The 21,230-nt window shown below is 72.7% G+C and carries 24 protein-coding genes; 9 read left to right on the top strand and 15 right to left on the bottom strand.

Translation table 11 applies throughout. The annotated features are described in order from the left end of the window. Positions 1–6: 6 nt before the first annotated feature. Positions 7–678 (top strand): tyrosine-protein phosphatase, encoded by a 672-nt coding sequence (locus H7965_RS00590; RefSeq protein ID WP_186768574.1) that lies wholly within the window; start codon positions 7–9, stop codon positions 676–678. A gap of 76 nt (positions 679–754) precedes the next feature. Here the strand turns inward: H7965_RS00590 and H7965_RS00585 are convergent, their stop codons facing one another. Further along, positions 755–1,720, bottom strand: coding sequence for an AbrB family transcriptional regulator (locus tag H7965_RS00585; RefSeq protein WP_186768573.1), 966 nt, complete (start codon positions 1,718–1,720; stop codon positions 755–757). A 3-nt stretch (positions 1,721–1,723) separates the two neighbouring features. Here H7965_RS00585 and H7965_RS00580 point away from each other — a divergent pair, with 3 nt between their 5' ends. Then, on the top strand, positions 1,724–2,350 hold the full coding sequence (locus tag H7965_RS00580) for a hypothetical protein (RefSeq protein ID WP_186768572.1): 627 nt from the start codon (positions 1,724–1,726) through the stop codon (positions 2,348–2,350). A gap of 85 nt (positions 2,351–2,435) precedes the next feature. Here H7965_RS00580 and H7965_RS00575 read toward each other — a convergent pair whose 3' ends face one another. From H7965_RS00575 to flgE, 5 genes are all read right to left on the bottom strand, one after another. Further along, positions 2,436–3,239 (bottom strand): hypothetical protein, encoded by an 804-nt coding sequence (locus H7965_RS00575; RefSeq protein ID WP_186768571.1) that lies wholly within the window; start codon positions 3,237–3,239, stop codon positions 2,436–2,438. Between the two features lie 158 nt (positions 3,240–3,397). Further along, positions 3,398–3,835, bottom strand: a complete 438-nt coding sequence (locus tag H7965_RS00570; protein WP_186768570.1) for a flagellar biosynthesis repressor FlbT — start codon at positions 3,833–3,835, stop codon at positions 3,398–3,400. Between the two features lie 117 nt (positions 3,836–3,952). Then, on the bottom strand, positions 3,953–5,011 hold the full coding sequence (locus H7965_RS00565; RefSeq protein ID WP_186768569.1) for a flagellin: 1,059 nt from the start codon (positions 5,009–5,011) through the stop codon (positions 3,953–3,955). Positions 5,012–5,157: 146 nt separating this feature from the next. After that, complete coding sequence (locus tag H7965_RS00560) at positions 5,158–6,684, bottom strand: flagellar hook-associated protein FlgK (RefSeq protein ID WP_186768568.1); 1,527 nt, start codon at positions 6,682–6,684, stop codon at positions 5,158–5,160. Positions 6,685–6,722: 38 nt separating this feature from the next. Further along, positions 6,723–8,024 (bottom strand): flagellar hook protein FlgE, encoded by a 1,302-nt coding sequence (gene flgE, locus H7965_RS00555; RefSeq protein ID WP_186768567.1) that lies wholly within the window; start codon positions 8,022–8,024, stop codon positions 6,723–6,725. A gap of 240 nt (positions 8,025–8,264) precedes the next feature. Between flgE and H7965_RS00550 the strand changes: the two genes are divergently transcribed. Both H7965_RS00550 and H7965_RS00545 read left to right on the top strand, forming a co-directional pair. Continuing rightward, entirely contained in the window at positions 8,265–9,803 is a 1,539-nt protein-coding gene (locus H7965_RS00550; RefSeq protein ID WP_186768566.1) for a flagellar hook-length control protein FliK, read from the top strand. Positions 9,804–9,817: 14 nt separating this feature from the next. Then, positions 9,818–10,480 (top strand): flagellar hook assembly protein FlgD, encoded by a 663-nt coding sequence (locus H7965_RS00545; RefSeq protein ID WP_186768565.1) that lies wholly within the window; start codon positions 9,818–9,820, stop codon positions 10,478–10,480. A gap of 116 nt (positions 10,481–10,596) precedes the next feature. Here the strand turns inward: H7965_RS00545 and H7965_RS00540 are convergent, their stop codons facing one another. The 5 genes from H7965_RS00540 to rfaD are packed head-to-tail and all read right to left on the bottom strand — an operon-like array spanning position 10,597 to position 15,112. Then, on the bottom strand, positions 10,597–11,490 hold the full coding sequence (locus H7965_RS00540; protein ID WP_186768564.1) for a hypothetical protein: 894 nt from the start codon (positions 11,488–11,490) through the stop codon (positions 10,597–10,599). A 59-nt stretch (positions 11,491–11,549) separates the two neighbouring features. Next, entirely contained in the window at positions 11,550–12,335 is a 786-nt protein-coding gene (pgeF, locus tag H7965_RS00535; protein ID WP_186768563.1) for a peptidoglycan editing factor PgeF, read from the bottom strand. Then, the gene (locus H7965_RS00530) at positions 12,332–13,300 is read right to left on the bottom strand and encodes a class I SAM-dependent methyltransferase (protein ID WP_186768562.1); all 969 of its coding nucleotides are present in this window, start codon (positions 13,298–13,300) and stop codon (positions 12,332–12,334) included. Before H7965_RS00530 ends, pgeF begins: the two co-directional genes overlap by 4 nt. 25 nt (positions 13,301–13,325) lie before the next feature. Continuing rightward, on the bottom strand, positions 13,326–14,135 hold the full coding sequence (lgt, locus tag H7965_RS00525; RefSeq protein WP_186768561.1) for a prolipoprotein diacylglyceryl transferase: 810 nt from the start codon (positions 14,133–14,135) through the stop codon (positions 13,326–13,328). Next, the gene (gene rfaD, locus H7965_RS00520; RefSeq protein WP_186768560.1) at positions 14,135–15,112 is read right to left on the bottom strand and encodes an ADP-glyceromanno-heptose 6-epimerase; all 978 of its coding nucleotides are present in this window, start codon (positions 15,110–15,112) and stop codon (positions 14,135–14,137) included. Before rfaD ends, lgt begins: the two co-directional genes overlap by 1 nt. 157 nt (positions 15,113–15,269) lie before the next feature. Here rfaD and H7965_RS00515 point away from each other — a divergent pair, with 157 nt between their 5' ends. Together H7965_RS00515 and H7965_RS00510 are read left to right on the top strand one after the other, a co-directional pair. Next, positions 15,270–15,668: an accessory factor UbiK family protein gene (locus H7965_RS00515; protein WP_186768559.1), complete on the top strand. Its 399-nt coding sequence runs from the start codon at positions 15,270–15,272 to the stop codon at positions 15,666–15,668. 149 nt (positions 15,669–15,817) lie between these two features. Beyond that, positions 15,818–16,321, top strand: coding sequence for a type III secretion system chaperone family protein (locus H7965_RS00510; protein WP_186768558.1), 504 nt, complete (start codon positions 15,818–15,820; stop codon positions 16,319–16,321). Between the two features lie 99 nt (positions 16,322–16,420). On the opposite strand, the gene H7965_RS00505 is transcribed toward H7965_RS00510, so the two are convergent. Beyond that, a complete protein-coding gene (locus H7965_RS00505) occupies positions 16,421–16,807 on the bottom strand; it encodes a cupin domain-containing protein (RefSeq protein WP_186768557.1) in 387 nt (128 codons plus the stop codon). Between the two features lie 120 nt (positions 16,808–16,927). Here H7965_RS00505 and proC point away from each other — a divergent pair, with 120 nt between their 5' ends. The 3 genes from proC (at position 16,928) to H7965_RS00490 (ending at position 19,122) form a co-directional block, all read left to right on the top strand. Further along, positions 16,928–17,743 carry a pyrroline-5-carboxylate reductase gene (gene proC / locus H7965_RS00500; protein WP_186768556.1) on the top strand — a complete coding sequence of 272 codons (816 nt, stop codon included), beginning with the start codon at positions 16,928–16,930 and terminating at the stop codon, positions 17,741–17,743. Between the two features lie 245 nt (positions 17,744–17,988). Continuing rightward, the gene (locus tag H7965_RS00495) at positions 17,989–18,570 is read left to right on the top strand and encodes a ubiquinone biosynthesis protein COQ9 (RefSeq protein WP_186768555.1); all 582 of its coding nucleotides are present in this window, start codon (positions 17,989–17,991) and stop codon (positions 18,568–18,570) included. Positions 18,571–18,693: 123 nt separating this feature from the next. Beyond that, complete coding sequence (locus H7965_RS00490) at positions 18,694–19,122, top strand: phasin family protein (protein ID WP_229682425.1); 429 nt, start codon at positions 18,694–18,696, stop codon at positions 19,120–19,122. A gap of 78 nt (positions 19,123–19,200) precedes the next feature. Here H7965_RS00490 and H7965_RS00485 read toward each other — a convergent pair whose 3' ends face one another. The 3 genes from H7965_RS00485 to H7965_RS00475 are packed head-to-tail and all read right to left on the bottom strand — an operon-like array spanning position 19,201 to position 21,058. Next, positions 19,201–19,605 (bottom strand): hypothetical protein, encoded by a 405-nt coding sequence (locus H7965_RS00485; RefSeq protein WP_186768554.1) that lies wholly within the window; start codon positions 19,603–19,605, stop codon positions 19,201–19,203. Continuing rightward, positions 19,602–19,967: a rod-binding protein gene (locus tag H7965_RS00480; protein WP_229682424.1), complete on the bottom strand. Its 366-nt coding sequence runs from the start codon at positions 19,965–19,967 to the stop codon at positions 19,602–19,604. The genes H7965_RS00485 and H7965_RS00480 overlap by 4 nt, the downstream gene beginning before the upstream one ends. After that, positions 19,967–21,058, bottom strand: coding sequence for a flagellar basal body P-ring protein FlgI (locus H7965_RS00475; protein ID WP_186768783.1), 1,092 nt, complete (start codon positions 21,056–21,058; stop codon positions 19,967–19,969). The genes H7965_RS00480 and H7965_RS00475 overlap by 1 nt, the downstream gene beginning before the upstream one ends. Positions 21,059–21,230: the final 172 nt, after the last annotated feature.

The raw sequence follows: 21,230 nt of genomic DNA, 5'->3' as shown, positions 1-21,230 counted from the left end.
CCGCGCATGTCCACCTTTCCCGCCGCGACCCTGCCGCCGCCAGGCCATCGGGCCTGGCTCAACAGCCTGTTCGTCGACCACGCCCTGCTGCGGCTCGGCTGGCGGAACTGGGGGGTGGTGGAGAGCGGCCGGCTCTACCGCTCGAACCACCCGCTGCCTTGGCAACTGCGCGAGGCGACCCGCCGCTTCGGCCTGCGGAGCGTCGTCAACCTGCGTGGCCACCGCCAGGAGTGCGGTTCGGACCAGCTCGGCCGGGCGGCGGCGGCGGCGCTCGGCCTGAACCATGTGGACGCGCCCTTCGAGAGCCGCGGTGCGCCGCACCGTGACCGCATCCTGCGGCTGGCGGAGATCTTCCGCGGCCTGCCGGAGCCGGTGCTGATCCACTGCAAGTCGGGCGCCGACCGCACCGGACTTGCCGCCGGCATCTGGCTGCTGCTGCAGGGACGCCCGCCGGAGGTGGCGCTGGCCCAGCTCTCGCTGCGCCACGGCCATGTCCGGCAGAGCCGCACCGGCATCCTCGACGCCTTCTTCCAGCTCTATGCCGCGGCGCGGGCGGCGGGGCCGAAGCCCTTCCTCGACTGGGTGCGGGACGAGTATGACGAGGCGGCGCTGCGCCGCAGCTTTCAGTCCCGCCCCTGGGCCGACCGGCTGGTGGATGGCGTGCTGCGGCGAGAGTGACAGCGGCGTCCCGAAGCGCCCACCGGGAGGGACCAACCGGGTCCCGCGGCACTGCGCAGCGGTTTCGTGGGGAATGCTAGAGCAGCCCGAACCGCACCCCGAGGCGGTGGATCGGCCCGACCAGCAGGTTGCACAGCACCGTCCGCGTCAGGTGGAAGCCCAGCACCAGCGGCACCCCCAGCTCCAGAGCTTTGGCGGTCAGCGCCATCTCCGGCATGCCGCCAGGCGCAAGGCCCAGGATCATCGCCGCCACAGGCAGCCCGCTGGCCCAGGCGACCAGCACCGCCAGCACCGTCAGCAGCAGCGACAGCACCACCGCGGCCAGGATCGAGGCGATCGCCAGCCGCTGGGAGGCGAGCAGGAAGCTCCGCGTCAGCCTGGTACCGAGCGTCGCCCCCATCGCCACCTGCGCCGCGTCAACCAGCGGCACCGGCACGGAGGAGGGCAGATGGCCGGTCGCCGCCAGCCCGATCGCCAGGAAGCAGGGCCCCAGCATCCAGGGGTTGGCGATGCCGAGCCGGCGCAGCGGAAAGGCGAGGGCGAGGCCCGCCGCCGCCATCGCCAGCAGCCCCGGCCACCAGAACGGCAGCCGCGCCGCGGTGAACTCCGCATAATCGCCATGCGGCGCCAGCCAGCCGAGCAGCGGCGGGAAGCTCAGCACCACCACCAGCACCCGCATGGTCTGCGCCAGGGTGACGGTGGCGACATTCGCCTTCGCCTCCTGCGCCAGCATGGCCATCACCAGGATGCCGCCGGGGACGGCGCAGAAGAATCCGGTCTGGTGATCGGTCCCGGCCAGCCGGGTGAACAGCCGCGCCACCACCAGCCCGGAGAGGATGGCGAGCAGGCCGCCCAGCAGCATCACCGGCAGCGCCGAGGTCACCGCCGCCAGCACCGGCCCGCTGAAGCTGGCGCCGAGGGCGAGGCCGAGGAACACCAGCCCGCCAGGCCGCGCCCAGCCTGGCATGCCGACCGGCCGGCTCCAGGCGAGCATCGCGGTCGCCAGCATGGCGCCGATCATCCAGGCCAGCGGGACCTGCAACAGATGCAGGAGCCCGCCGCCCAGGGCGGCGTTGACAGCGGTGAGGAGCTGGATTCGGTGCGGCGACGACAAGGGCGCGACCATCGCCCCGTGCAGCGGGAGCGTCAAATCCCGGCGGTTGCCATCGGGACTTACGAAGTCTTCATGCCTGTTGTCATTGCATGGGCGGCATCGCCCATGAATGCCCTCCCGCCCCTCACATCGCCCCGTCCGCCGGCGGCATGGCCCGAAGCGCCGACGGCGGCGGTGGCGTCGGTGCCTTCGGTGGCGACGGCGGCGCCCAGTTCCTCGGCCATGCCGAATCCGGCGCTGCGGCTCGACCCGGGGCTGGGCCTGGTGGTGCTGCAATTCCGCGACGACCGGGGCGAGGTGGTCGCCACCCTGCCGACTGAACGGGAACTCGCCGCCTACCGCGATGCCGGCAAGCGGGCCGCCAGCGCCCCGGGCCTGCGGCCGCAGGCCGGAGTGCCGAAGCCAGGACAGGAACCCGGCTCCGGCGCAGCCAGGGCGGCGTCGCTCACGGCCGCATCCACTCCGGCCGAGGTGAAGACGCCTGCCGTGGCCACGCCATCGGCGTCGGCCGTGACCACGCCGCCATCGCCCGCGCCGCCGCCCATCGGCCCCGGCTGAATCGGCCGCCGTAGCCGTCGTCGGGCGAAGCGCCGCAGCGCCGCGATCTGCTCCGGCGTGGGCGGCCGGACCCGGCGCCGCCGGATCAGGCGATCATCACGCCAGACTCGTCGGTGAAGCCGCGCAGCACCAGCGAGCCCTGCGCGATCTCGTCGTCCTGGCCGTTGAAGGCGTCGTAGACCACCAGCAGGTCACGCCCGTGCTGAGCCACGATGAAGGTGTTGCCGCCGGAGAAGTGGCCCCGGAACAGGGCGAATTCCCCATCGCCCACCACCGGGCGGAAGCGGTCCGCCGAAAGCGGATCGGTGATCAGCGCCACCTCCTCCACCAGCTCATAGGGCGGGACCTCCTCCGGCCCCTCGAAGCTGCGCAGTTCGATGGTCTCGCCGCTTCGGTAGTCGGTGATCACATCCATCGGCCCGAGGAAGACATCGCCATCCGACACCCTGCCGTCCTGCCCGGCGTCATGCGTCACGACGAGGTTCCCGGCATTGGTGAAGCGGAACGCGTCCGTGCCGAAGCCCCCGCTCAGGGTATTGCCGGGGTCCATGCCGCTGCCGCCGCCGAAGCTGATGAGCAGATCCTCGCCCGGACCGCCGTCCAGGTAGTTGCCCAGCCCGCCGATGGCCGTCAGCACGTCATTGCCGCGGCCGCCGAGCGCCACGCTGTTGGAGGCTTCGAGGCGGATGGTGTCGTCGCCATTGTCGCCGCTCGCCAGCAGGCGGCCCTCGATCGTCGGCGGCAGCGCGATGGCGGTGATGCTGTCGTCGCCATTGCCGCCGAAGACCCATGACCGGTTGGTCCAGCCCGGCTCCAGCGAGGAGTCGAAGACATCATCGCCATTGCCGAGGAAAAAAATGCCTGAAGGCCAGAAATTCCCGATGGACATGGCAATTCTCCCGGATCAGATGCCGTGTCGCGCGGTCACCGGGCTGGGGCCGCAATGGCCGCAACGCACCGCGATGGCGCGGTGCGGGCCATCACTATGTGCCGTCGTGGCGGGCTGCGGCGTTCAGAGCTGCGTGACGGGCCTTCGCCGGTTGCGTGCTAGCCCTCGGGGCGCGGCTGGGTCTGCCGCACCGGCATCAGCGGGGGCAGGCCGAGGATCTCCTCCTCATGCCGCATCACCCGGCGAGACAGTTTCAGCGCCTGGTAGCAATCATCCCCCTCGGCCAGGGCGAGGGCGGTGCGCAGCATCTCCCGCGCCAGCGTCGAGGTGGTGGCGGACTGGAATTCGCCGATCAGCGCGCGCGCCAGATCGAGACCCTGGGCGCGTTCCTCGTCGGTGCCGATATAGGCGGTCTGCAGTGCGAAATAGATTCGCCGGGCCGGTGTGGTCGCCGCTTCCGGCGCCATGATCTGCTTGCCGAACAGGAAGCGCGCCTTGGCCGCCAGCTCGATCCGGGTGCGGTTGCGGAAGCGGATCGGCGCACCATTCACGACCATCAGATCGCCCTGACGCAGTTCGAGCACCAGCGTGGACATAAGCATTCCTTTCGAAGCCGCGCCGTATTGGGCCAGCGGAGTCTCGCACCGCGCGCTTAACATCGCCTGAAGTCGGGCCGGCGCCGCATCACAGCAGGCGGAACGATCCACATGGCGTCAGGCGAGGTAGCGGGCGAGGCTCAGCTCGCCGAGCCGGCCGAGCGCGGTGTAGCTGGCCTCCAGCGTGGTCTGCGTCGCCTTCAGCCGGGTCAGGGTCGCCGCCAGATCGACCTCCTGGATATCGGCGACCTGCGACTCCAGCGCGTCGCGCATCGTCTGCTGGCGGGTCCGGCTCGCCTCCAGCCGCTGCTCGGCGAGGCCGAGCGCGCCGCTCTCATCCGCCAGCGCGCCCGCGGCGCTGCGCAGCCCCTCGCGGATGGCGATGCTGAGGTCGCGGAAATCGGTGCGGTCGGCCGCCTGCGCCGGGGTCAGCGCGGCGATGCTGGCGAGGCCGCGCAGCAGATCCAGCGCCCAGGCGCCGCTGGTCTCGCCCTGGCTGACCGCCGCGCCATTGCGGTTGGCGATGATGCCGAAGGCGGTCTGCACGCCCTCGCCGGACGGCGCCGTGCGCTGGCCCTCGGCCAGGCCGGCGCCGCCGGCCTGGAGGAAGGGTGAGAAGGGGCTGTTGCCGGCGCTGTCGTCCAGCAGCGCGGCCATGGTATCGGCGGCGACCGCCGCCGCATTGCCGCCGCCGAGGCTGCTGACCGCGCTGGCGATCCGCGTGGCGAAGCTGCTGCCCGGCAGGCCGTTCGGATCTGGCACCGGCGGGTTGGCGAAATCCGAGCCGGCGAAGAGGTACTCGCCATTCGACCTTGTGTTCAGCAATTGCCCCACCTCGACCAACGCCAGCTTCGCCCGCTCGGCCATCAGCGGGATGCTCTCCGGATCATTGGCGTCGAGCTTCATCGCAACGTCGTTGCCGAACTCGCGCGCGATTTCGCTGAGCCGGGCCAACGCGGTCTGGGTCGCCTGGGTGCGGGCCAGCGCCTGGCCGATCGACTGCGTATAGGCGTCGCGCCGCGCAATCTCGGCCCTCAGGTCCAGCAGCCGCGGCAGCTGCCCGGCCAGGTCGCCGAGCAGATCGGAGCGCAGCCCGGTGCTCATCTGCCGGGTCTGCTGCTGCATGCGCAGCCGGAGCGCGGCGGTATCCGCATCCAGCCGGGTCAGCATGTCCATGCGGGCGGTCTCCTCTCAACCACGCAGCTTGCCGCCAGAGCACCTTCAGGCTGACCGTATCGGTCAGCCTGAAGGTCGTGCTCAGAAGCGTCTGATTCCGGGTCACAGTCCTTGCGAAGACCGTCTCCGGTCCGGGTGAAACTTCTCTAGCGCACCGCCCCGAGCAGCGAATCCCACATCGACTGCAGGGTGCCCATCACCCTGGCATTGGCGGCATAGGCATTCTGCAGCTGCACCATTGACGCCATCTCGGCATCGACATCGACGCCGGAGGCAATGGCGAAACGCGTCCTGAGCGCGTTGCGCAGCGCCTCCGCCGCGGTTCGGCTGTCGGTCGCGGCGGCGCGTTCCGCGGTCTGCGCCGTGGTCACCCGCTCGGCATAGCCGGCCAAACTCGCGGGCGCGGCGAAGGGCGAGGCGAGGCTGCCATCCGGCCCCAGCCCGGCGGTGGCGATCGTCGGCCAGGCGATCCCGGCGGCGGCATTGGCGCCGAAGCTGAACTCCAGCACCCGGTCGAGCAGGGTGGTGAAGCCGGCCGGGCCGCCGCTCGGGTTCGGGGTGAAGTCGCTGGCGCCGACCGGGCTGCCGCTGATCGCATCGGTGCCGTCGCGCAGCAGGCCGGGGTCGAGCGTCACCGCCGGGTTCACCGTGATCCGCCCGGCGAAGCCGAGCTGGCTGCTGCCGGCATAGGGCTGGCCGATGTCCGGTACGCTGCTGCCGTCGCGGTCGGTGAACAGGGTCAGCCCCTGGGCAGCGAGCCGGCCGGCGAGATTCGCCGCGGCCAGGTCGGTCTCCGCCTGCAGCCGCGGCAGGGTGCGGTCGCGCAGCGCCAGGTATTCGCCCATCCGCCCGCCGCGGAGCTGCGCGGTGATGTCGATGCCGTTCAAGGTCACCCCGGGCAGCGTCCCGCCGGCGCCATAGAAGGCCTCCGGCGCCACCGTGGCCTGTCCGACGCCGAGCACGTCGCGGTCCGGGTCGAGCGGCAGCACGATGCCGCCGCGGGCGATGATCACCATGTCGCCGCCCGGCCGCCGCACCGCCTGCACCTCGACCGATTCCGCCAGCCGCGCCACCGCGGCATCGCGCTGGTCCTCCAGCGCCGCGGTGTCGCCCTCGATGCCGATGCGGATGCGGAGCGTCAGTGCGGCGATCTCGCGCAGCGCCGCATTGGCACTGGCGACCTCATCCACCAGCCCGTCCTGGGCCTGCTGCCGGGCCGTGCCGATTGCGTCCGAAACCTCGTTCAGCCGCGCCGCCACCGTGGTCGCGGCGTCGAGCGTCGCGCGCTGCTCGCCGGCGTCGGCCGGGGTGGCGCGCAGCGCGATGAAGCCCGACTGCAGCGCGGCGACCGCATCGGCCAGGGTCGTGCCGGCGCCGACCGCGCCATGCGCCTGCTCGATCCCGCTCAGCAGGCGTTCGCGCGCGGCGGCCCCGGCGGCGCTGGCGGTCGCGGTCTGGATGCGGTCGAGAAGCGCGCTGTCCACCGCCCGCTGCGCCTCGGCGGTCCGCAGCCCGGCCGGCTGGCCGCCGATCGTCACCGCGGTCTGGACGAGGGATTTTCGGGTGTAGCCCTCGGTGTCGGCGTTGGCGACGTTCTGCGATGCCTGGTTCAGGCTGCGCTGCACCGCGGCCAGGCCGCTGCGGGCGATGGTGAGGGCGAGGTCGAGGCTCATGGCGGCGCAGCTTTTCCCTGGACGTCACGCGCGGCGTGTCAGCGCCGCATGTTGATGGTGTCCTGCAGCATCTCGTCGCTGGCGGTGACCACCTTGGTGTTGGCGGTGTAGGCGCGCTGGGCGACGATCAGCTTGGTGAATTCGGCGGCGATATCGACGTTCGACCGCTCGATCGAGCCGACGATCATCTTGCCGACACCGTTGGAGGCGGCATCCGTCACCCGGGCCTCGCCGGAGTCCGGCGTGCGCATGAAGGCCTGCCCGTCCAGCCGCTGCAGTTGCTCGGGGTCGTTGAACGCCACCAGCGGCACCCGGGCGACGACCCGGCTCTGGCCATTGTCGTAGTTCACCGAGATGTCGCCGTTGTTGCCGATGGTCAGCCCGGCATAGGCGCCGAGCGGCACGCCATCCTGTTCCCGGTTGCGCACCGCGAATTCAGTGTCGGCGAATTGCGTCAGCCCCTGCGCAAGGCCGAAGCTGCCGAGGGAGAGCGTCACCGTCTGCGGGCCCTGGCCGAAATCGACGGTGAAGCTGACGTCGGCCGGATCGCCGGTGGCGTTGGCGGCGGGGGCGGCGACCGTACCGGTGGCGCTGCCGATGCTGCCGATGGTGCCATCCGGCGCCGCGGGCGATGCGGCGGCGCCGAACAGCAGCTGGGCGCTGCCGGTCGCCGGGGTCAGCGCATCCGGCACGTCGATGTTCATCGTCCAGTCATTGTCGCCGTTGGCGGTGAAGGTGAGGTTCACCGTGTGCAGCGTGCCGAGCGTGTCATAGAGCTGCATCTGAGTGCTGATCGGCGCGGCGGTCGCGGTCGCCGGCAGGTTGGCGGCGAGGGCGATGCGGCTGGTGGCGACCGGGTTGAACACCTGCTGGCTCACCCGGATCGGCTCCAGGGTCGTGCGGTCAGGGTTGCCGGCGGCGTCGGACGGCCAGCCCTTCAGGTAGTACCCGGAGCCGTTCACCAGATAGCCATCCTGGTCGAGGCGGAAGTCGCCGGCGCGGGTGAAGAATTGCCGGTCGTCGAAGACCGGCTGGTCGTTCACCGTGCCGCGCGCCTGGGCCACGGCGAAGAAGCCCTGGCCGCCGATGGCGAGCGCCAGCGGCACCTCCGATTGCTCGATCGTGCCCTGGGAGGTGTTGGTATAGGCCGGCCGGGCGATCACCGCGCCGGGCAGGTGGACCGAGGCGGTGGATTGCGTGAGGTAGGACACGAAATTCGTATCGACGCGCTTGAAGCCGACGGTCTGGCTGTTCGACACATTGTCGGAGATATGGCCGAGCGCGCGGCTCTGCGCGGTGAGGCCGCTGATGGCGGCGGTGAGCGAGCCGAACAGGGACATGGGCGAGGCTCCGGCTGGGGCGGCTGGCAGGGCAGGGGTGGCCGGGGCGGCACTGCAGGCGGCGTGCCAACGGCCTGGCGCGATTGCCGGGGTGGGATGGGCCGGTGCTGCCGCCTAGGCGGCAGGCTTTGCCGGGCGCTGCGCCGGGCTTGCCGGGTCGGGGACGGAATCCGCTGGCCCGCCGCTCGCACCAACTGGTGACGCCGGCGCCGCCTGCCGGCCACCGAAGATCGGATCCCGATGGACGCCGCCCTGCTGCCGCTGCCCCAGGCCACCGGACGCCCGCCGAATGCCCAGGCGCGCGCCGGAGGCGGGGATTTCGCCGCCACGCTGCGTCAGGCGGGGCAAGGACCGAAGGCGATCGGCGCCGACCCTTCGCCCGGCGCCGGGGCCGCCGAGCCAGCCGATGGCGCGGCCGAAGCCGCGGCGATGGCATTGGCCCGGCCCGCCCCGCCGGCCACGGCCGGGCACGCCGCAACGGCCGTGCCGGCGGCCGGGTTGCCATCCGGTCCTGAAGCCCTGCTTGGGCCGGCCGCCGCTGCCGGGACCGGCAGCCCGCCGGTGGGCGAGCCCAGGCCGGCGGAGGCCGCGCCGACGGAGCCTGACCCGCTGGCCGAGGACGTGCCGGCGGAGACGCCGTCTGACCCCGCCACGCCGCCAGCGCAGTGGGTACCCTCGCCTCAGATCCCGGCCCCGCCGCCGGTCGCGGCAACGGACGAGCCGGCAAGTGGCGACCAGGACGGGGCATCCGGCGCGATGCCGGGCGTGGCTGCACCGGGGGCCGGTCCGCCGCCGCTGACAGCGTCGGCAGCGACGGCGCAGGGACAGCCGGGGCCGCCGGCGCCGGTGTCCCTGCTAGGATCGTCCCCCGTGGTGGCGCCGCGGATGGCGCCCGATGCCAGCCCGGGGTCAGCCGCCCGCACCGTCCTGGTTGCCGGGTTCGATGGCGACACGCCGGGCTTGGCCTCGGCCGCGCCATCGCTCGCCACCGCCGCAGCCGTACCGCCGGGGGGCAATGTGACGCCGCCCATCGCCGGCGTGGGGCCCGGCGACTCCACCACGGCGGCAGCCACCGCCGCGCCGCGGCCAGGCACCGACCGGGACGCCACCTTCGCCGATCCCATCCCTGAAGGAGAGACGGCCACTGCGGTGGCAGCCAGCCTACCCGCCCCGCCGGACGGGACGTCGCCTCAGCCACCGCAGCGGGCGGCGGAGCAGCCGGTCACCATGGCCCCGGCCACCGCGCTCCGCGCCGAGCCCGGACCGATCGCCGGCGCCATCCCTCATCCCACCCCCGACCTTGCTCCACCGCTCGACCCGGTCCTGGCCGAGGCACCCGCTGCCTCCACCCGGCCGCCACCCCCGCCCGCGCGCCAGGCCGCGCCCGTCGCCATCGCCCTGGCCATGACGCCCGGCCGGCCGGCGCGGCTGACCGTGGCGCTGGAGCCGGAGACGCTCGGCCGGGTCGAGGTGCGCATCGAGCGTGACGCCGCCGGCGATATCGCCGCGGTGCGGGTGCTGGCGGAGCGGCCGGAGACCCTCGCGCTGCTGCAGCGCGACGCCCGCGAGTTCGACCGCAGCCTGGCCCAGGCGGGGGTGCAGGTGCCGGCGGGCGGCATGAGCTTCGGCCTGTCCACCGGCGCGGGTGGCGGCCAGGGCCAGGGCGCCGGGCCCGGCGACCGGCGCCCCGGTGGCCAAGGCCCGGCCGGCTCCGCCCCCCTGCCGCCGGAGCCGGCGCCGCGGCGCCCCGGCCGATCGCTTCTCGACATCGCCGTTTGAACGGAGCGTCCCCCATGTCCGGCACCATCGGATCCCCGACCAGCGCCAGCGCCACCGGCAGCAGGGCCGCGGGCGCGACCCTCGGCAAGGATTTCAGCACCTTCCTGACCATGCTGACGGCGCAGCTCAAGAACCAGGACCCGACCAAGGCGATGGACACCACGGAGATGACGAACCAGCTCGTCGCCTTCTCCCAGGTCGAGCAGCAGATCAGCATGAACGCCAATCTGGAGAAGCTGATCGGATTGCAGCAGGCCTCGCAGGTGACCGCCGCGCAAGGGCTACTCGGCAAGACCGTGGAGGTTGCCAGCGAACGGCTCGCGCTGCAGGGCGGCGCGGCCATGCTGGTGCTGCCGCCGGCCGGGGCGGCGCGCACCGCGACGGTGACGGTGCTGGATGGCAGCGGCCGCACCCTGCGCTCGGAGGTGGTCACCCTCGGCACCGGCAGCACGGAATGGAGCTGGGACGGCCGCAATGCCGCCGGCGTGCAGCAGGCCGATGGCGCCTACCGCTTCGCCGTCGCCGGGCGCGATGCGGCGGGCAACCCACAGGCGGTGGAGGCGACCGTCCGCGCCCGCATCACCGCCGCCGAGCGGCAGGGCAGCAGCGGCGACCTGCAATTGGTGATGGGCGGGCTGTCGGTCGGCTTCGATACGGTCCGGCGGATCGTGCCTTAGAGCAGTTCCACGCAGACCGGAAACAGCCCGCGTGGAAAAACCACTGTGCATTCAAATGCTTCTGGAGCACCACCGGTCAACCGGAACCTGGTCCAGGGCCATCCCCCGGCAGGCCGTCACTGGGTCGCCGGCTGGGTGGTCGCCGGTGCCGCCTGGGCGTTCGCCACCACGGTGCGCACGCCGTTGGCGGCTTCCTCGGCCACCACATAGGCGATGTCGCCCCAGAGCCGGGCCAGCCGCCCGTTCGGCACCTCGTTGATCTGCACCACCCGGCCGAGCTCATGCCCGTCGCGGCGGCTGACGATCCACTGGATCTCCACCCGCTGCTGCCCCGGCGTGCCGGTGGCCACGACGACATCGCCCTCGACGGCATATTGCGCGCCATCGGCGGCATCCTGCACCACGAAGCCCTGGCCACCGAGGAAATCCCGCATCCGCGCGGCCAGCGCCGCATTGCCGTCGCCCGGCGCGCCGCGCACCCCGGCCATGCGCAGCCGCGGCGGCCCGGCGGCCAGGGATTGCGGGTCGGTCGCCTTCCGCGCCGCCTCCACCTGCAGCAGCAGCCGGGTCAGCGCCGGGGCGGCCTCGGCGGCGACCCGGGCGAAGGTCTCCGGCGCCGCCTCGGCCCAGTCACGCAGCGTCACCGGCGCGGCATCGGCGCTGGCCTGGGAGGCGCGGTCGGCATCCAGCAGGCGGAAGCGCGGCTGCACCATCGCGCCCTGCCGCTCCGCCGTCACCTCCACCAGCCAGTCGAGCGGCAGCGGGGTGGCGGTGGCGACGGCCGGCAGCTCCTGCGCCTGAAGCGCGGTGGTAACCGCCTCGGCCAGGGCGGTGGCGGCGGTGTCGGGCAACAGCGCCTGCTGCGGCGGCGGCACCGCCAGCCGCACCGCGAGCGGCACCGCCAGCCGCTGCGCCTGTTCGCCCGGCCGGCCGCGGTAGGGCTGTGGCAGGTCGCCGCAGCCAGACAGGGCGACGAGCAGGCCGCCCAGGAGAAGCCTACAATATCGCACAGGCCACCATCATGGTGATCAGCGTCAGGATCATGAACTGCACCATGTAGGGCATGAGGTCAGGCCGGGATGGCAATGGCCGAGAGCTGGTGCCCGATCGGCCCACCCCTCGCCAGGGTCCGCCGCCGATGGCTGAAGAACCTCTCTTCATTCGCCAGGGTGTCGGTGTCGGCCGTCTCTACCACCGCCAGGCCAAGCCGGGCCAGCCGGGCGGCGCAATAGCCGGCCAGATCGAATTGCCAGCGCTCCTCCCGCCGGCCCGGGCCGAAGTGGCGCGCGTCGGTGGCGTCGCGGGCCAGCACCTCCTCCCGCAGGTCGGGGCCGACCTCGTAGCTCGCCTGGCCGATGCAGGGGCCGATGGCGGCATGGATGCGGCCGGGCGCGGCGCCGAGGGCCGCCATGGCGGCGACGGTCGCCTCCAGTACCCCGGCCACCGCGCCGCGCCAGCCGGCATGGGCGGCGCCGATCACCCCGGCTTCGGCATCGGCGAAGAGCACCGGGGCGCAATCGGCGGTGACGATGCCGAGGGCGATGCCGGCGCGCCGGGTCACCAGCGCATCGGCGCGCGGGCCCTGGCCTTCGGCCCAGCCGGCCGCGTCCACCACCGCCACCGCCGGGCCATGCACCTGGGTCAGACCATGCAGCGCCGGGCGGTCCAGCCCGAAGGCGGCCATCGCCCGGCGGCGGTTCTCCCGTACCCGCCCGATGTCGTCCTGGCCGGAGAGCGAGCAATTCAGCGCCGCCCATGGCCCGTCCGAGACCCCGCCGCGGCGGGTGAAGAAGCCATGCGCGAGGCCGGTGAGGCGGGCCAGCGCCGGCGTCGTCAGGTATTCGGCATCACTCATGCAGGCTCGAATCCTTGGGGCACCGGCAGCCCCGGATGGCACAGGCAGAGCGCCTTGAACAGCCGCCCCATCGCCTCCGGCGCCACCAGCCGCTCGGCGCCCGAGAGGATCTGCCGCGCCAGTTGCGGCGCCCGCCGGGCCTGCAGCGCGGCGAGGCTCATGATCCCGAGCCTTTGCAGGAACAGCCCCATCGGCAGCGGCCCGTGCACCGCCGCACCCGCCTCCCGCGCCGCGGCGGCGAGCGGGGCGAAGAGCACATGGGCGGTCAGGTCCACCGTGCCCGCCGGCGCCAGCACCTCCGCCCGTCCATGCACGGCCATGGCCTGGAGGCTTTCGCCGAGCACCGCCTCGGCCGGGCCGTAGTCGAGCAGCAGGGCGGCGCCGCCCTGGTCGCGGCAGCGCCGTGCCAGGGCGCGGACCAGCGTGAGGCCGGCGGCGGAATGCTCCGCCACCGTGCCTTCCGGGGTGTCCGGCGGCAGGGCGGGGGCGTCCTCGGCGGGGCGTTCGACGAAGGCGCCCTCGGCGACGTAGCGCTCGGTCCAGCCGGTGCCGCGCCGGATGAACTGGCGGATCGGCATGGCATCGAGGAATTCATTGGCCAGCACCAGCGCCGGGCCGTCCGGCAGGCTCGCCAGCCCGTCATGCCATTGCGCATCCGGGATGCGCGCCGCCTGGGCCGCCCGCAGCCGGGGCGAGGCTTCGACCAGATGCACCCGGAGGGCGGCGCGGAAGCCGGGTGCCACCTCGGCCACCGCGCGCAGCGCATCGGCCATCAAGGTGCCGCGGCCAGGGCCGAGTTCGACCAGCAGCACCGGATCGGGCCTTCCCATCGCCTCCCAGGTCACCGCCGCCCAGAGGCCGAGGCATTCGCCGAAGGCCTGGGAGATCTCCGGCGCGGTGGTGAAGTCGCCGCCGGCGCCGAAGGGCTCCCGCGCCGCGTAATAGGCGGCGACCGCGCGGGCCATGTAGTGGTCGAGGCGTTCCAGCGGGCTAGGCCCCCAGCCTTTGCGGTGCCGGCCGCGCCCGGAGCATGAGCCACACCCCCGCCAGCAGCATCGGCAGGGAGAGCAGCTGCCCCATGGTGAGCCCGGCCAGCAGGAAGCCGAGATAGGCATCCGGCTGGCGGAAGATCTCGCCGACCGAGCGCGCCACGGCATAGCCCGCCAGGAAGGCGCCGGTGACGAAGCCGCGCCGCGCCCGGATTGCCGGGGTGCGGACCAGAAGCTGGAGCAGCAGGAACAGCAGCAGCCCCTCCATCCCGGCCTGGTAGAGCTGGCTCGGGTGGCGCGGCTCCGGCCCGCCGGTCGGGAAGACCATGGCCCAGGGCACGTCGGTGACCCGGCCCCACAGCTCGCCGTTGACGAAATTCGCCAGCCGCCCGAGGAACAACCCGATCGGCACCACCGAGACCACCCGGTCGGCGAAGGCCAGCGGGTCCAGCTTCTGCTGCCGGCAGAACAGCAGCAGCGCGATGACCACCCCGAGCGCGCCGCCGTGGAAGGACATCCCCCCGGTCCAGACCGCGAGGATTTCCGCCGGATGCGCCAGATAGTGGTCCGGCCGGTAGAACAGCACATAGCCGAGCCTTCCGCCGAGGATGATGCCAAGCGTCACCCAGGTGACCGAATCATCCACCTGCTCGGGCGTCGCCGCCCGCGGCGGCAGCGCCACCAGCCGCTTGGCCAGCCACCAGCCGAGCACGATGCCGAGGATATAGGCCAGCGCGTACCAGCGGATGGCGAGCGGACCGATCTCGACCAGCACCGGATCGATCATCGGGAAGGGAATGGCGAAGAGCATCAGCGAGCGGCGTCCAGGGCTTGGTACTGGGCGATGGTGCGACGCACCCCTTCCTCCAGCGGCGTCATCTGGCCAGCGAAGCCGGCGGTGCGCAGCGTCTCCAGCGGGGCCTCCGTGAAGTACTGGTACTTGCCCTTCAGGTCGTCCGGCATGTCGATGAAGCGGATCTCCTCCGCCCGGCCGAGCGCGGCGAACATCGCCCGCACCAGGTCGAGGAAGCTGCGGGCGCGGCCGGAGCCGAGGTTGAACAGCCCGGAAACCTGCGGGTTGTCCAGCAGCCAGAGCATCACGGCGACGCAATCATCGACATGGACGAAGTCCCGCTGCTGCTCGCCGTCGGCGATGCCGGGACGGTCGGAGCGGAACAGCGTCGCCGCCTCGCCCTGCATCACCTGGCGGTATTTGTGGAACAGCACGCTGGCCATCCGGCCCTTGTGCGCCTCATGCGCGCCATAGACGTTGAAGAAGCGCAGGCCTGCCCATTGCGGCGGCGCCGCCGCGCCGCGTTCGAGCAGCTGTGCGACGCGCCGGTCAAAGGCGAGCTTCGACCAGCCATAGAGGTTCAGCGGCCGGAGCCGCGCCAGGGCCTCCGGCGAGGCATCGTCCGAGAAGCCTTGCGACCCGTCGCCATAGGTGGCGGCGGAGGAGGCGTAGACGAAGGGCACCTCGCGCTCGGCGCAGGCGTTCCATAGCCAGAGCGGCAGGGTGAGATTGGTCGCGGCCACGAGATCGCCATCGGTCTCGGTGGTGGCGCTGATCGCCCCCATATGCAGCACGGCGGTGATCGGCGGGGCGGCGGACCAGAAATCCTCCAGCTCCTCCGGCGGCAGCAGGCCGGCGATGGTGGGGGCAGCGAGGTTGCGCCACTTCTCGCCATGGCCGAGGCGGTCGACGACCATCACCTCGGCGCCACGGGAGGCAAGGGCGGCAACGAGGTGGGAGCCGATGAAACCGGCCCCGCCGGTGACGAGATACATCGGCCTGATCCTTCGCCCGGGCAGCGCGCGGCGTTGCGCCGGGCCGGCGCGGGGTATAGGGCGCCGCGGTGCGGCAGAGAAGGGCGAGGCTTGGCACGCGGTCGGGGACCGGAACGAGGAACCCGAATCGGCAGCGGCTGAATGCAGGAGGCAGCAGATGAATGAGACCGGTGGCGGCCGCAAGCGTGGCGGCTTCTTCGACGATCTGGCTGGGGTGGCCGGCGGCGCCTTTTCCGCCCTCGCCGGCGCACGCACGGAGGTGGAGCAGGCGGTCCGCTCGCAAATCGACGCCGCGGTGCAGCGGCTGGAGCTGGTGAAGCGCGAGGACCTCGACGCCGCCATGGAGCTCGCCCGCCGGGCGCGCGAGGCGGAGGAGGCGCTTGAGGCCCGGGTCGAGGCGCTTGAGGCCCGGCTCCGGTCGCTTGAGGAACGGCTGGCCGGGAGCGTTCCGCAGCCGGTGATGATGGCGGAGGGCGCGCCGATTCCCTCCTCCTCGGCCACCGCGGAGCCGCCGGCGGGGCCCGCGCCACCGCCGCAGGCGCCGCTGGTCGGCTGACTTCCGCCGCCACGGGCCGGGTCCGCAACTGGCACCCTTGCTACTGCGTTTCGCAACTGCGTAATCTATTGGTGGTGGATGATTCGGGCCGGGTCACGCAAGACTCGGTAGCCGGTCAGCCACTGCATACGGGAAGAGGAGGTGCCGCGATGTCAGGCTTGATGGCCCTTGACCGCGAGAAGGCGACCAACCCCCTCGATGTCCTCGAACAGATCGTCGCCGCCAATGAGTGGGCCTTCGAGCGCCGCTCCGATGGTGAGATGGCGGCCGAGGCACCGGGCAAATGGTGCGATTACGGACTGTATTTCTCCTGGTCGCCGGAGATCAGCGCCATGCATTTCTCCTGCGCCTTCGACCTGAAGGTGCCGCCGGAAGGCCGGACCAAGCTGTTCGAGCTGCTGGCGATGGCGAATGAGAGGCTCTGGCTTGGGCATTTCGGCCTGGAGTCGGAGGATGGGGTGCCGGTGTTCCGCCACTCCGTCCTGCTGCGGGGCGCCCCTGGCGCCAGCGCCGAGAGCCTGGAGGACATGGTCGATATCGCGATCACCGAATGCGAGCGCTTCTTCCCGGCCTTCCAATTCGTCCTCTGGGGCGGCAAGGGGCCGGCGGATGCCTTGCAGGCAGCGATGCTGGATTGCGTGGGCGAAGCCTGAACGGCCGCACCCGTGAAACCACGAATGGCCGGGTCAGGCCCGGCCATGACATGAGTGGGGCAAGGTGCCCTGAACCTGCCAGGGTTCAGGCCGCGGATCCTATCGCAGCGCTCCACCTGCGGGCGGCTCGCCTTCCAGGAAGACGGTGCTGGCGAAGGCGCCGGTACGGGCGAAGAAGGTGAAGGTGCGGGCCGGCTCCGACCCCACCGCGACGAATCCATGCGGCGTGCCGGCGGGGATGGCGATGGTGTGGTCCGGCCCCACCATCTGCCGCGCCTCGCCGATCCGCAGCTCCAGCATTCCGGCGGTGACGATCAGCACCTCATCGAGGTCGGTGTGGATATGCAGCGGCGCGCCGGCGCCGGGCTGGATCTCCGCCCGGCTGGTCGCCGTCGCCACCCCCTGCGCCGGCCCCGCCAGGGGAAAGACGCGGTAGCCGGGGCGCCAGGGAATCTCCGGCGCCGCGGCATTGTCGATGACGGGCATGCGTTTCCTCTCCGAACGGCGCCGATGCAGCCTGCCGCATCGGCGGCGCCGCGCCAACCGCTGGACGTGGCGCCCACGGCCTGACAGCTTCGCTCCCCTGATTCGCCGAGGAGGGATACCATGGCCACCGATACGCTGCCGCCGCTGCTGCTGGTCGGCTGCGGCAAGATGGGCGGGGCGATGCTGTCCGGCTGGCTGGAACGCGGCCTGACCGAGGCCGTGGTGGTCGAGCCCAACGCCGCCGCCGCCGCGGGCTTCGCCGGCCGGGTGAAGGTGGTGCCGGACGCTGCCGCCATCCCCGCCGGCTTCCGCCCCTCCGCCGTGGTGCTGGCGATCAAGCCGCAGGAGGCCGCCGTCGCCCTGCCGGGCTTCGCCCGCTTCGCCACGCCGGAGACCGTCTTCGTCTCGATCATGGCCGGGCGGAACGTCGCCGGCATGCGGGCGGCGCTGGGCGAGGGGGCGGCGATCATCCGCGCCATGCCCAACACCCCGGCGGCTGTGCGGCAGGGCTTCACCGTGGGCTTCCCCGGCCCTGGCGTGACCGCGGCGCAGCAGGCGCTGGCCGACCGGCTGCTCTCGGCCATCGGCGAGACCGCCTGGGTCGAGGATGAGTCGCTGATCGACCCGGTCACCGCCGTCTCCGGCGGCGGCCCCGCCTATGTCTTCCTGCTGGCCGAGGTGATGGAGGTGGCGGCCATCGCCGAAGGCGTTCCGACCGAGCTGGCGCGCCGCATGGCGCGGGCCACGGTGGCGGGCTCCGGCGCGCTGCTCGCCGCCAGCAGCGAGGATGCGGCGACGCTGCGCAAGGCCGTGACCTCGCCGAAGGGCACCACCGAACGGGCCCTGGCCGTGCTGATGGCACCCGAGGCCTGGCCGCGGCTGATGAACCAGGCCATCGCCGCGGCAACGGCGCGGTCGCGGGAATTGGCGGGGTGAGGGCGGGGGGCGCTGGCCCTTCCGTCATGCACGGGCTCGATCCGCGCATCCGGTTTCGATGCGGAAAATGCCTGCTTGGTTAGGTCAGGCTCCGCCCTGAGCCCCCAGGTCGGCCACCCGCCTTTTGGACTCACGCCGGGGTCTGGGGGGACGCCGGTCTCCCCAGCGGGGGGCTGGCCCCCAATCCACACTTTCCCGCCGTTCACCCTTCCCGCCCGCGTGTCCCGGCGGCACACTCGACGCCCATGAGCGAGCCCCAGGATATCGACACCCGCCTCGTCGCCGCCCTCTGGCAGGTCGTGGCAACCCATGGATGGCCGGGCGTGACCATGGCGCGGATCGTCGCCGCCTCCGGCGTTCCGGCGGCGGAACTGCGCCGGCGCTGCCCTGGCCCGCTTGCGCTGCTGCGGCTGCACACCCGGGTGACCGACCAGCTGGTGCTGGCCGGCACCATCCCCGGCCAGCCGGGCAGCCCGCGCGACCGCGTCTTCGACGCCATCATGCGCCGCGTCGATGTCCTGCAGCCGCACCGCGCCGGCATCACCCGCCTGCTGGAGGATCTGCGGCGCGACCCGCTGCTGGCGCTGCTGCTGCTGGCCGAGATGCCACGCGCCATGGCCTGGATGCTGGAGGCAGCCGAGATCAGCACCGCCGGCCTGCCCGGCCTGGCCCGGGCGAAGGGGCTGACCGCGGTCTGGCTGGCCACCCTTCGCGCCTGGGCGCGGGATGAGTCACCCGACCTCGGCGCCACCATGGCGGCGCTCGACCGCGCGCTGGACCAGGCGGAGCGGGTGGCACGCGGCCTGCGTCTCGATGCCGGCGCCTGACCAGGGCAGGGACGCCGTTATAAGCTCTTGTTAAAAGAACGGCTTCGCCCCCTCGGGCGTTTCCGTCACAGGGCGATCCGCGCTACGCGAGGAGAAGCCTGACCAACAGGCGGAGGGACACCGATGGCAGACAACATGAACCGGCCGGCGAATGACCTCATGCGGATGCTGGCGGACTTCCGTCTGCCCGCGATGCCGGACATGGATGCGCTGGCGGCGGCGCAGCGCCGCAACCTGGAGGCGCTCTCGGCCGCCAACCGGGTGGCGTTGGAGGGCGCCCAGGCAGTCGCCCGCCGGCACATGGAGATCCTCCAATCGGCGATGTCCGAGATGACCGAGGCGATGAGCAGCCTCGCCACCCAGGAATCTCCGCAGGCCAAGGCCGCCCGCCAGGCGGAGCTGCTGAAGGCGACCTATGAGAAGGCGGTGAACAACATGCGCGAGGTCGCCGACCTCATCCAGAAATCGAACACCGAGGCGCTGTCCCTGCTGAACGCGCGCTTCACCGAGGCGATGGGCGAGGTCAAGCAGCTGATGAACAAGCAGGGCTGACCTCAGGCCGCGTAGCTGTCGCATCTGTTGGGCGCGCGTGGCCGTCGCGCCCTTCAGGCGCGCGGAGCCGTCGCGCCCTCAGGCGCGCGTAGCCACCGCAATGGCAGGCGCGCTGCGCGGCGCCGTTGGCCGGCCCATGGCGCCGTAGCCCGGCGCCACGGCCTTCGGCAGCGCCGCCCCGGCGATGGTCTCTATCACCCGCGCCTGGATCGCGATGGCGCGTTCCAGCAGCGCCCGGTTCTCGGCCCCCAGGCGTTGCAGCCGCGCCGCCATCTCCTCGGCGCTCCGCCGCGACGGGCCATCGGCCTGACCGCCGAGCCGCGTCGCCGCCGCGCAGGCCGCGGCAAAGGCATCCGAGGCCTGCAGCTTGGCCGAGGCCAGCCCGGCGGCGCGCGGCATGTCGAGCGCGGCCAGCGCCTCGTTCTCGGCGCGCAGCGCCTCGGCCAGGCGTTGGCCGGCATGGATCAGGGCATCGATCATCATGGCCTCGGGGTCTCCTCGGGGGTGGGGGTCTCGCCCTGCCGGCGCAGCATCTCGCGCAGGATCGCGTCGCCAAGGCCGAGCCCCTGGCCGCCGCGGGTCGCGGCCCGGGCGATGGCGTCCACCAGCATCGGCTGCCAGCTCGCCTCCGCCGCGCCGCCGCCAAGCGGGCCACGGCTGGGGTCGGCGGTGGCGAAGGCGGGTTTCAGCAGGGCGGCGAAGGCCTGGGCCTCGAAGGCGCGGGCCGCCTCGCGCAGCCGGGGCGGTGCCGCGGCGCGGCGGGCCATGGCCACCGTGTCATCCATCAGCGCGGCTCCACCTCGGCCTGCCGCGAAGCCCGGCGCATCGCGCTGCAGGCCGTCCATCACCGCAACTCCATCTCGGCCTGCAGCGCCCCGGCCGCCTTGATGGCCTGCAGGATGCTGATCAGGTCGCGCGGGCCGACGCCGAGCGAGTTCAGCCCGCGCACCAGCTCCTGCAGGCTGACCCCGCCGTTCAGCACGCCGACGCGGCGCTCCGCCTGGTCGTCCACCTCGATGCCGGTGCGCGGCACCACCACCGTCTCGCCGGCCGCGAGCGGGTTGGGCTGGCTCACCTGCGGTGTCTCGGTGACGCGGATGGTCAGGTTTCCCTGGGCGATCGCCACGGTGGAGACCCGCACGTTCGCGCCCATGACGATGGTGCCGGAGGCTTCCTCGATCACCACCCGGGCCATCATGTCCGGCTCCACCCGCAGCTGCTCGATCCCTGCGAGGAAGGAGATCGCATCCCGCCCCACCAGGTTCAGCGCCACGGTGCGCGGATCGGTGGCGGTGGCGGTGCCGGCGGCGCCGCGGTTGATGGCGACGGCGATCCGCCGGGCGGTGGTCAGGTCCGGATTGCGCAACGCCAGCCGCAGCGTATTGCGACCGGAGAAGGCGAAGGGCACCTCGCGCTCGACGATGCCGCCATTGGCGATGCGGGCGCTGGTCGGCACGCCGCGCTGGATGCTGGCGGCGGCGCCACGGGCCGCGATCGCGCCAGTGGCGACGGCGCCCTGGGCCACCGCATAGACCTCGCCATCGGCGCCGAGCAGCGGGGTGACCAGCAGGGTGCCGCCCTGCAGGTTGGTGGCGTCGCCCAGCGCCGAGACCGCGATGTCGATCCGGCTGCCCGGCCGGGCAAAGGCCGGCAGGTTGGCGGTGACCATCACCGCGGCGATGTTGCGGGTGTCCAGCCGCACCTCATTGTCGCGGGTGTTGACGCCGAGGCGTTCCAGCATGCCGACCAGCGATTGCCGGGTGAAGATCGCGGTCCGCAGCCGGTCACCGGTGCCGGCCAGTCCGACCACCAGCCCGTAGCCGACCAGCTGGTTGTCGCGGACCCCCTCGATGTCGGCGATATCCTTGATCCGGACCGATTGCGCCGCCGCCCCGGGGCCACCGAACAAGGCGAGCAGCCCGGCAAGGGCGGCCATCGCCAGGGAGCTCTTCGCGCTTGCGAAAGCATTTTCGGCCAAGCTCGTCTCCGATCCGCTGACGGCGGTCCCGGCGCGTGTCGCCCTGCCGCCCGGTAGGCCGGGACAGCAACGGCCGTGCCAGGGTTTGGGCGGGGCCAGGGCGGCAGGGTCTGCCGGGCGGCGGCGCGGA

The sequence above is a fragment of the Siccirubricoccus deserti genome (assembly GCF_014283215.1).
In the GTDB taxonomy this organism is placed as follows: domain Bacteria; phylum Pseudomonadota; class Alphaproteobacteria; order Acetobacterales; family Acetobacteraceae; genus Siccirubricoccus; species Siccirubricoccus deserti.
This window is presented reverse-complemented; position numbering and strand designations above follow the sequence as displayed.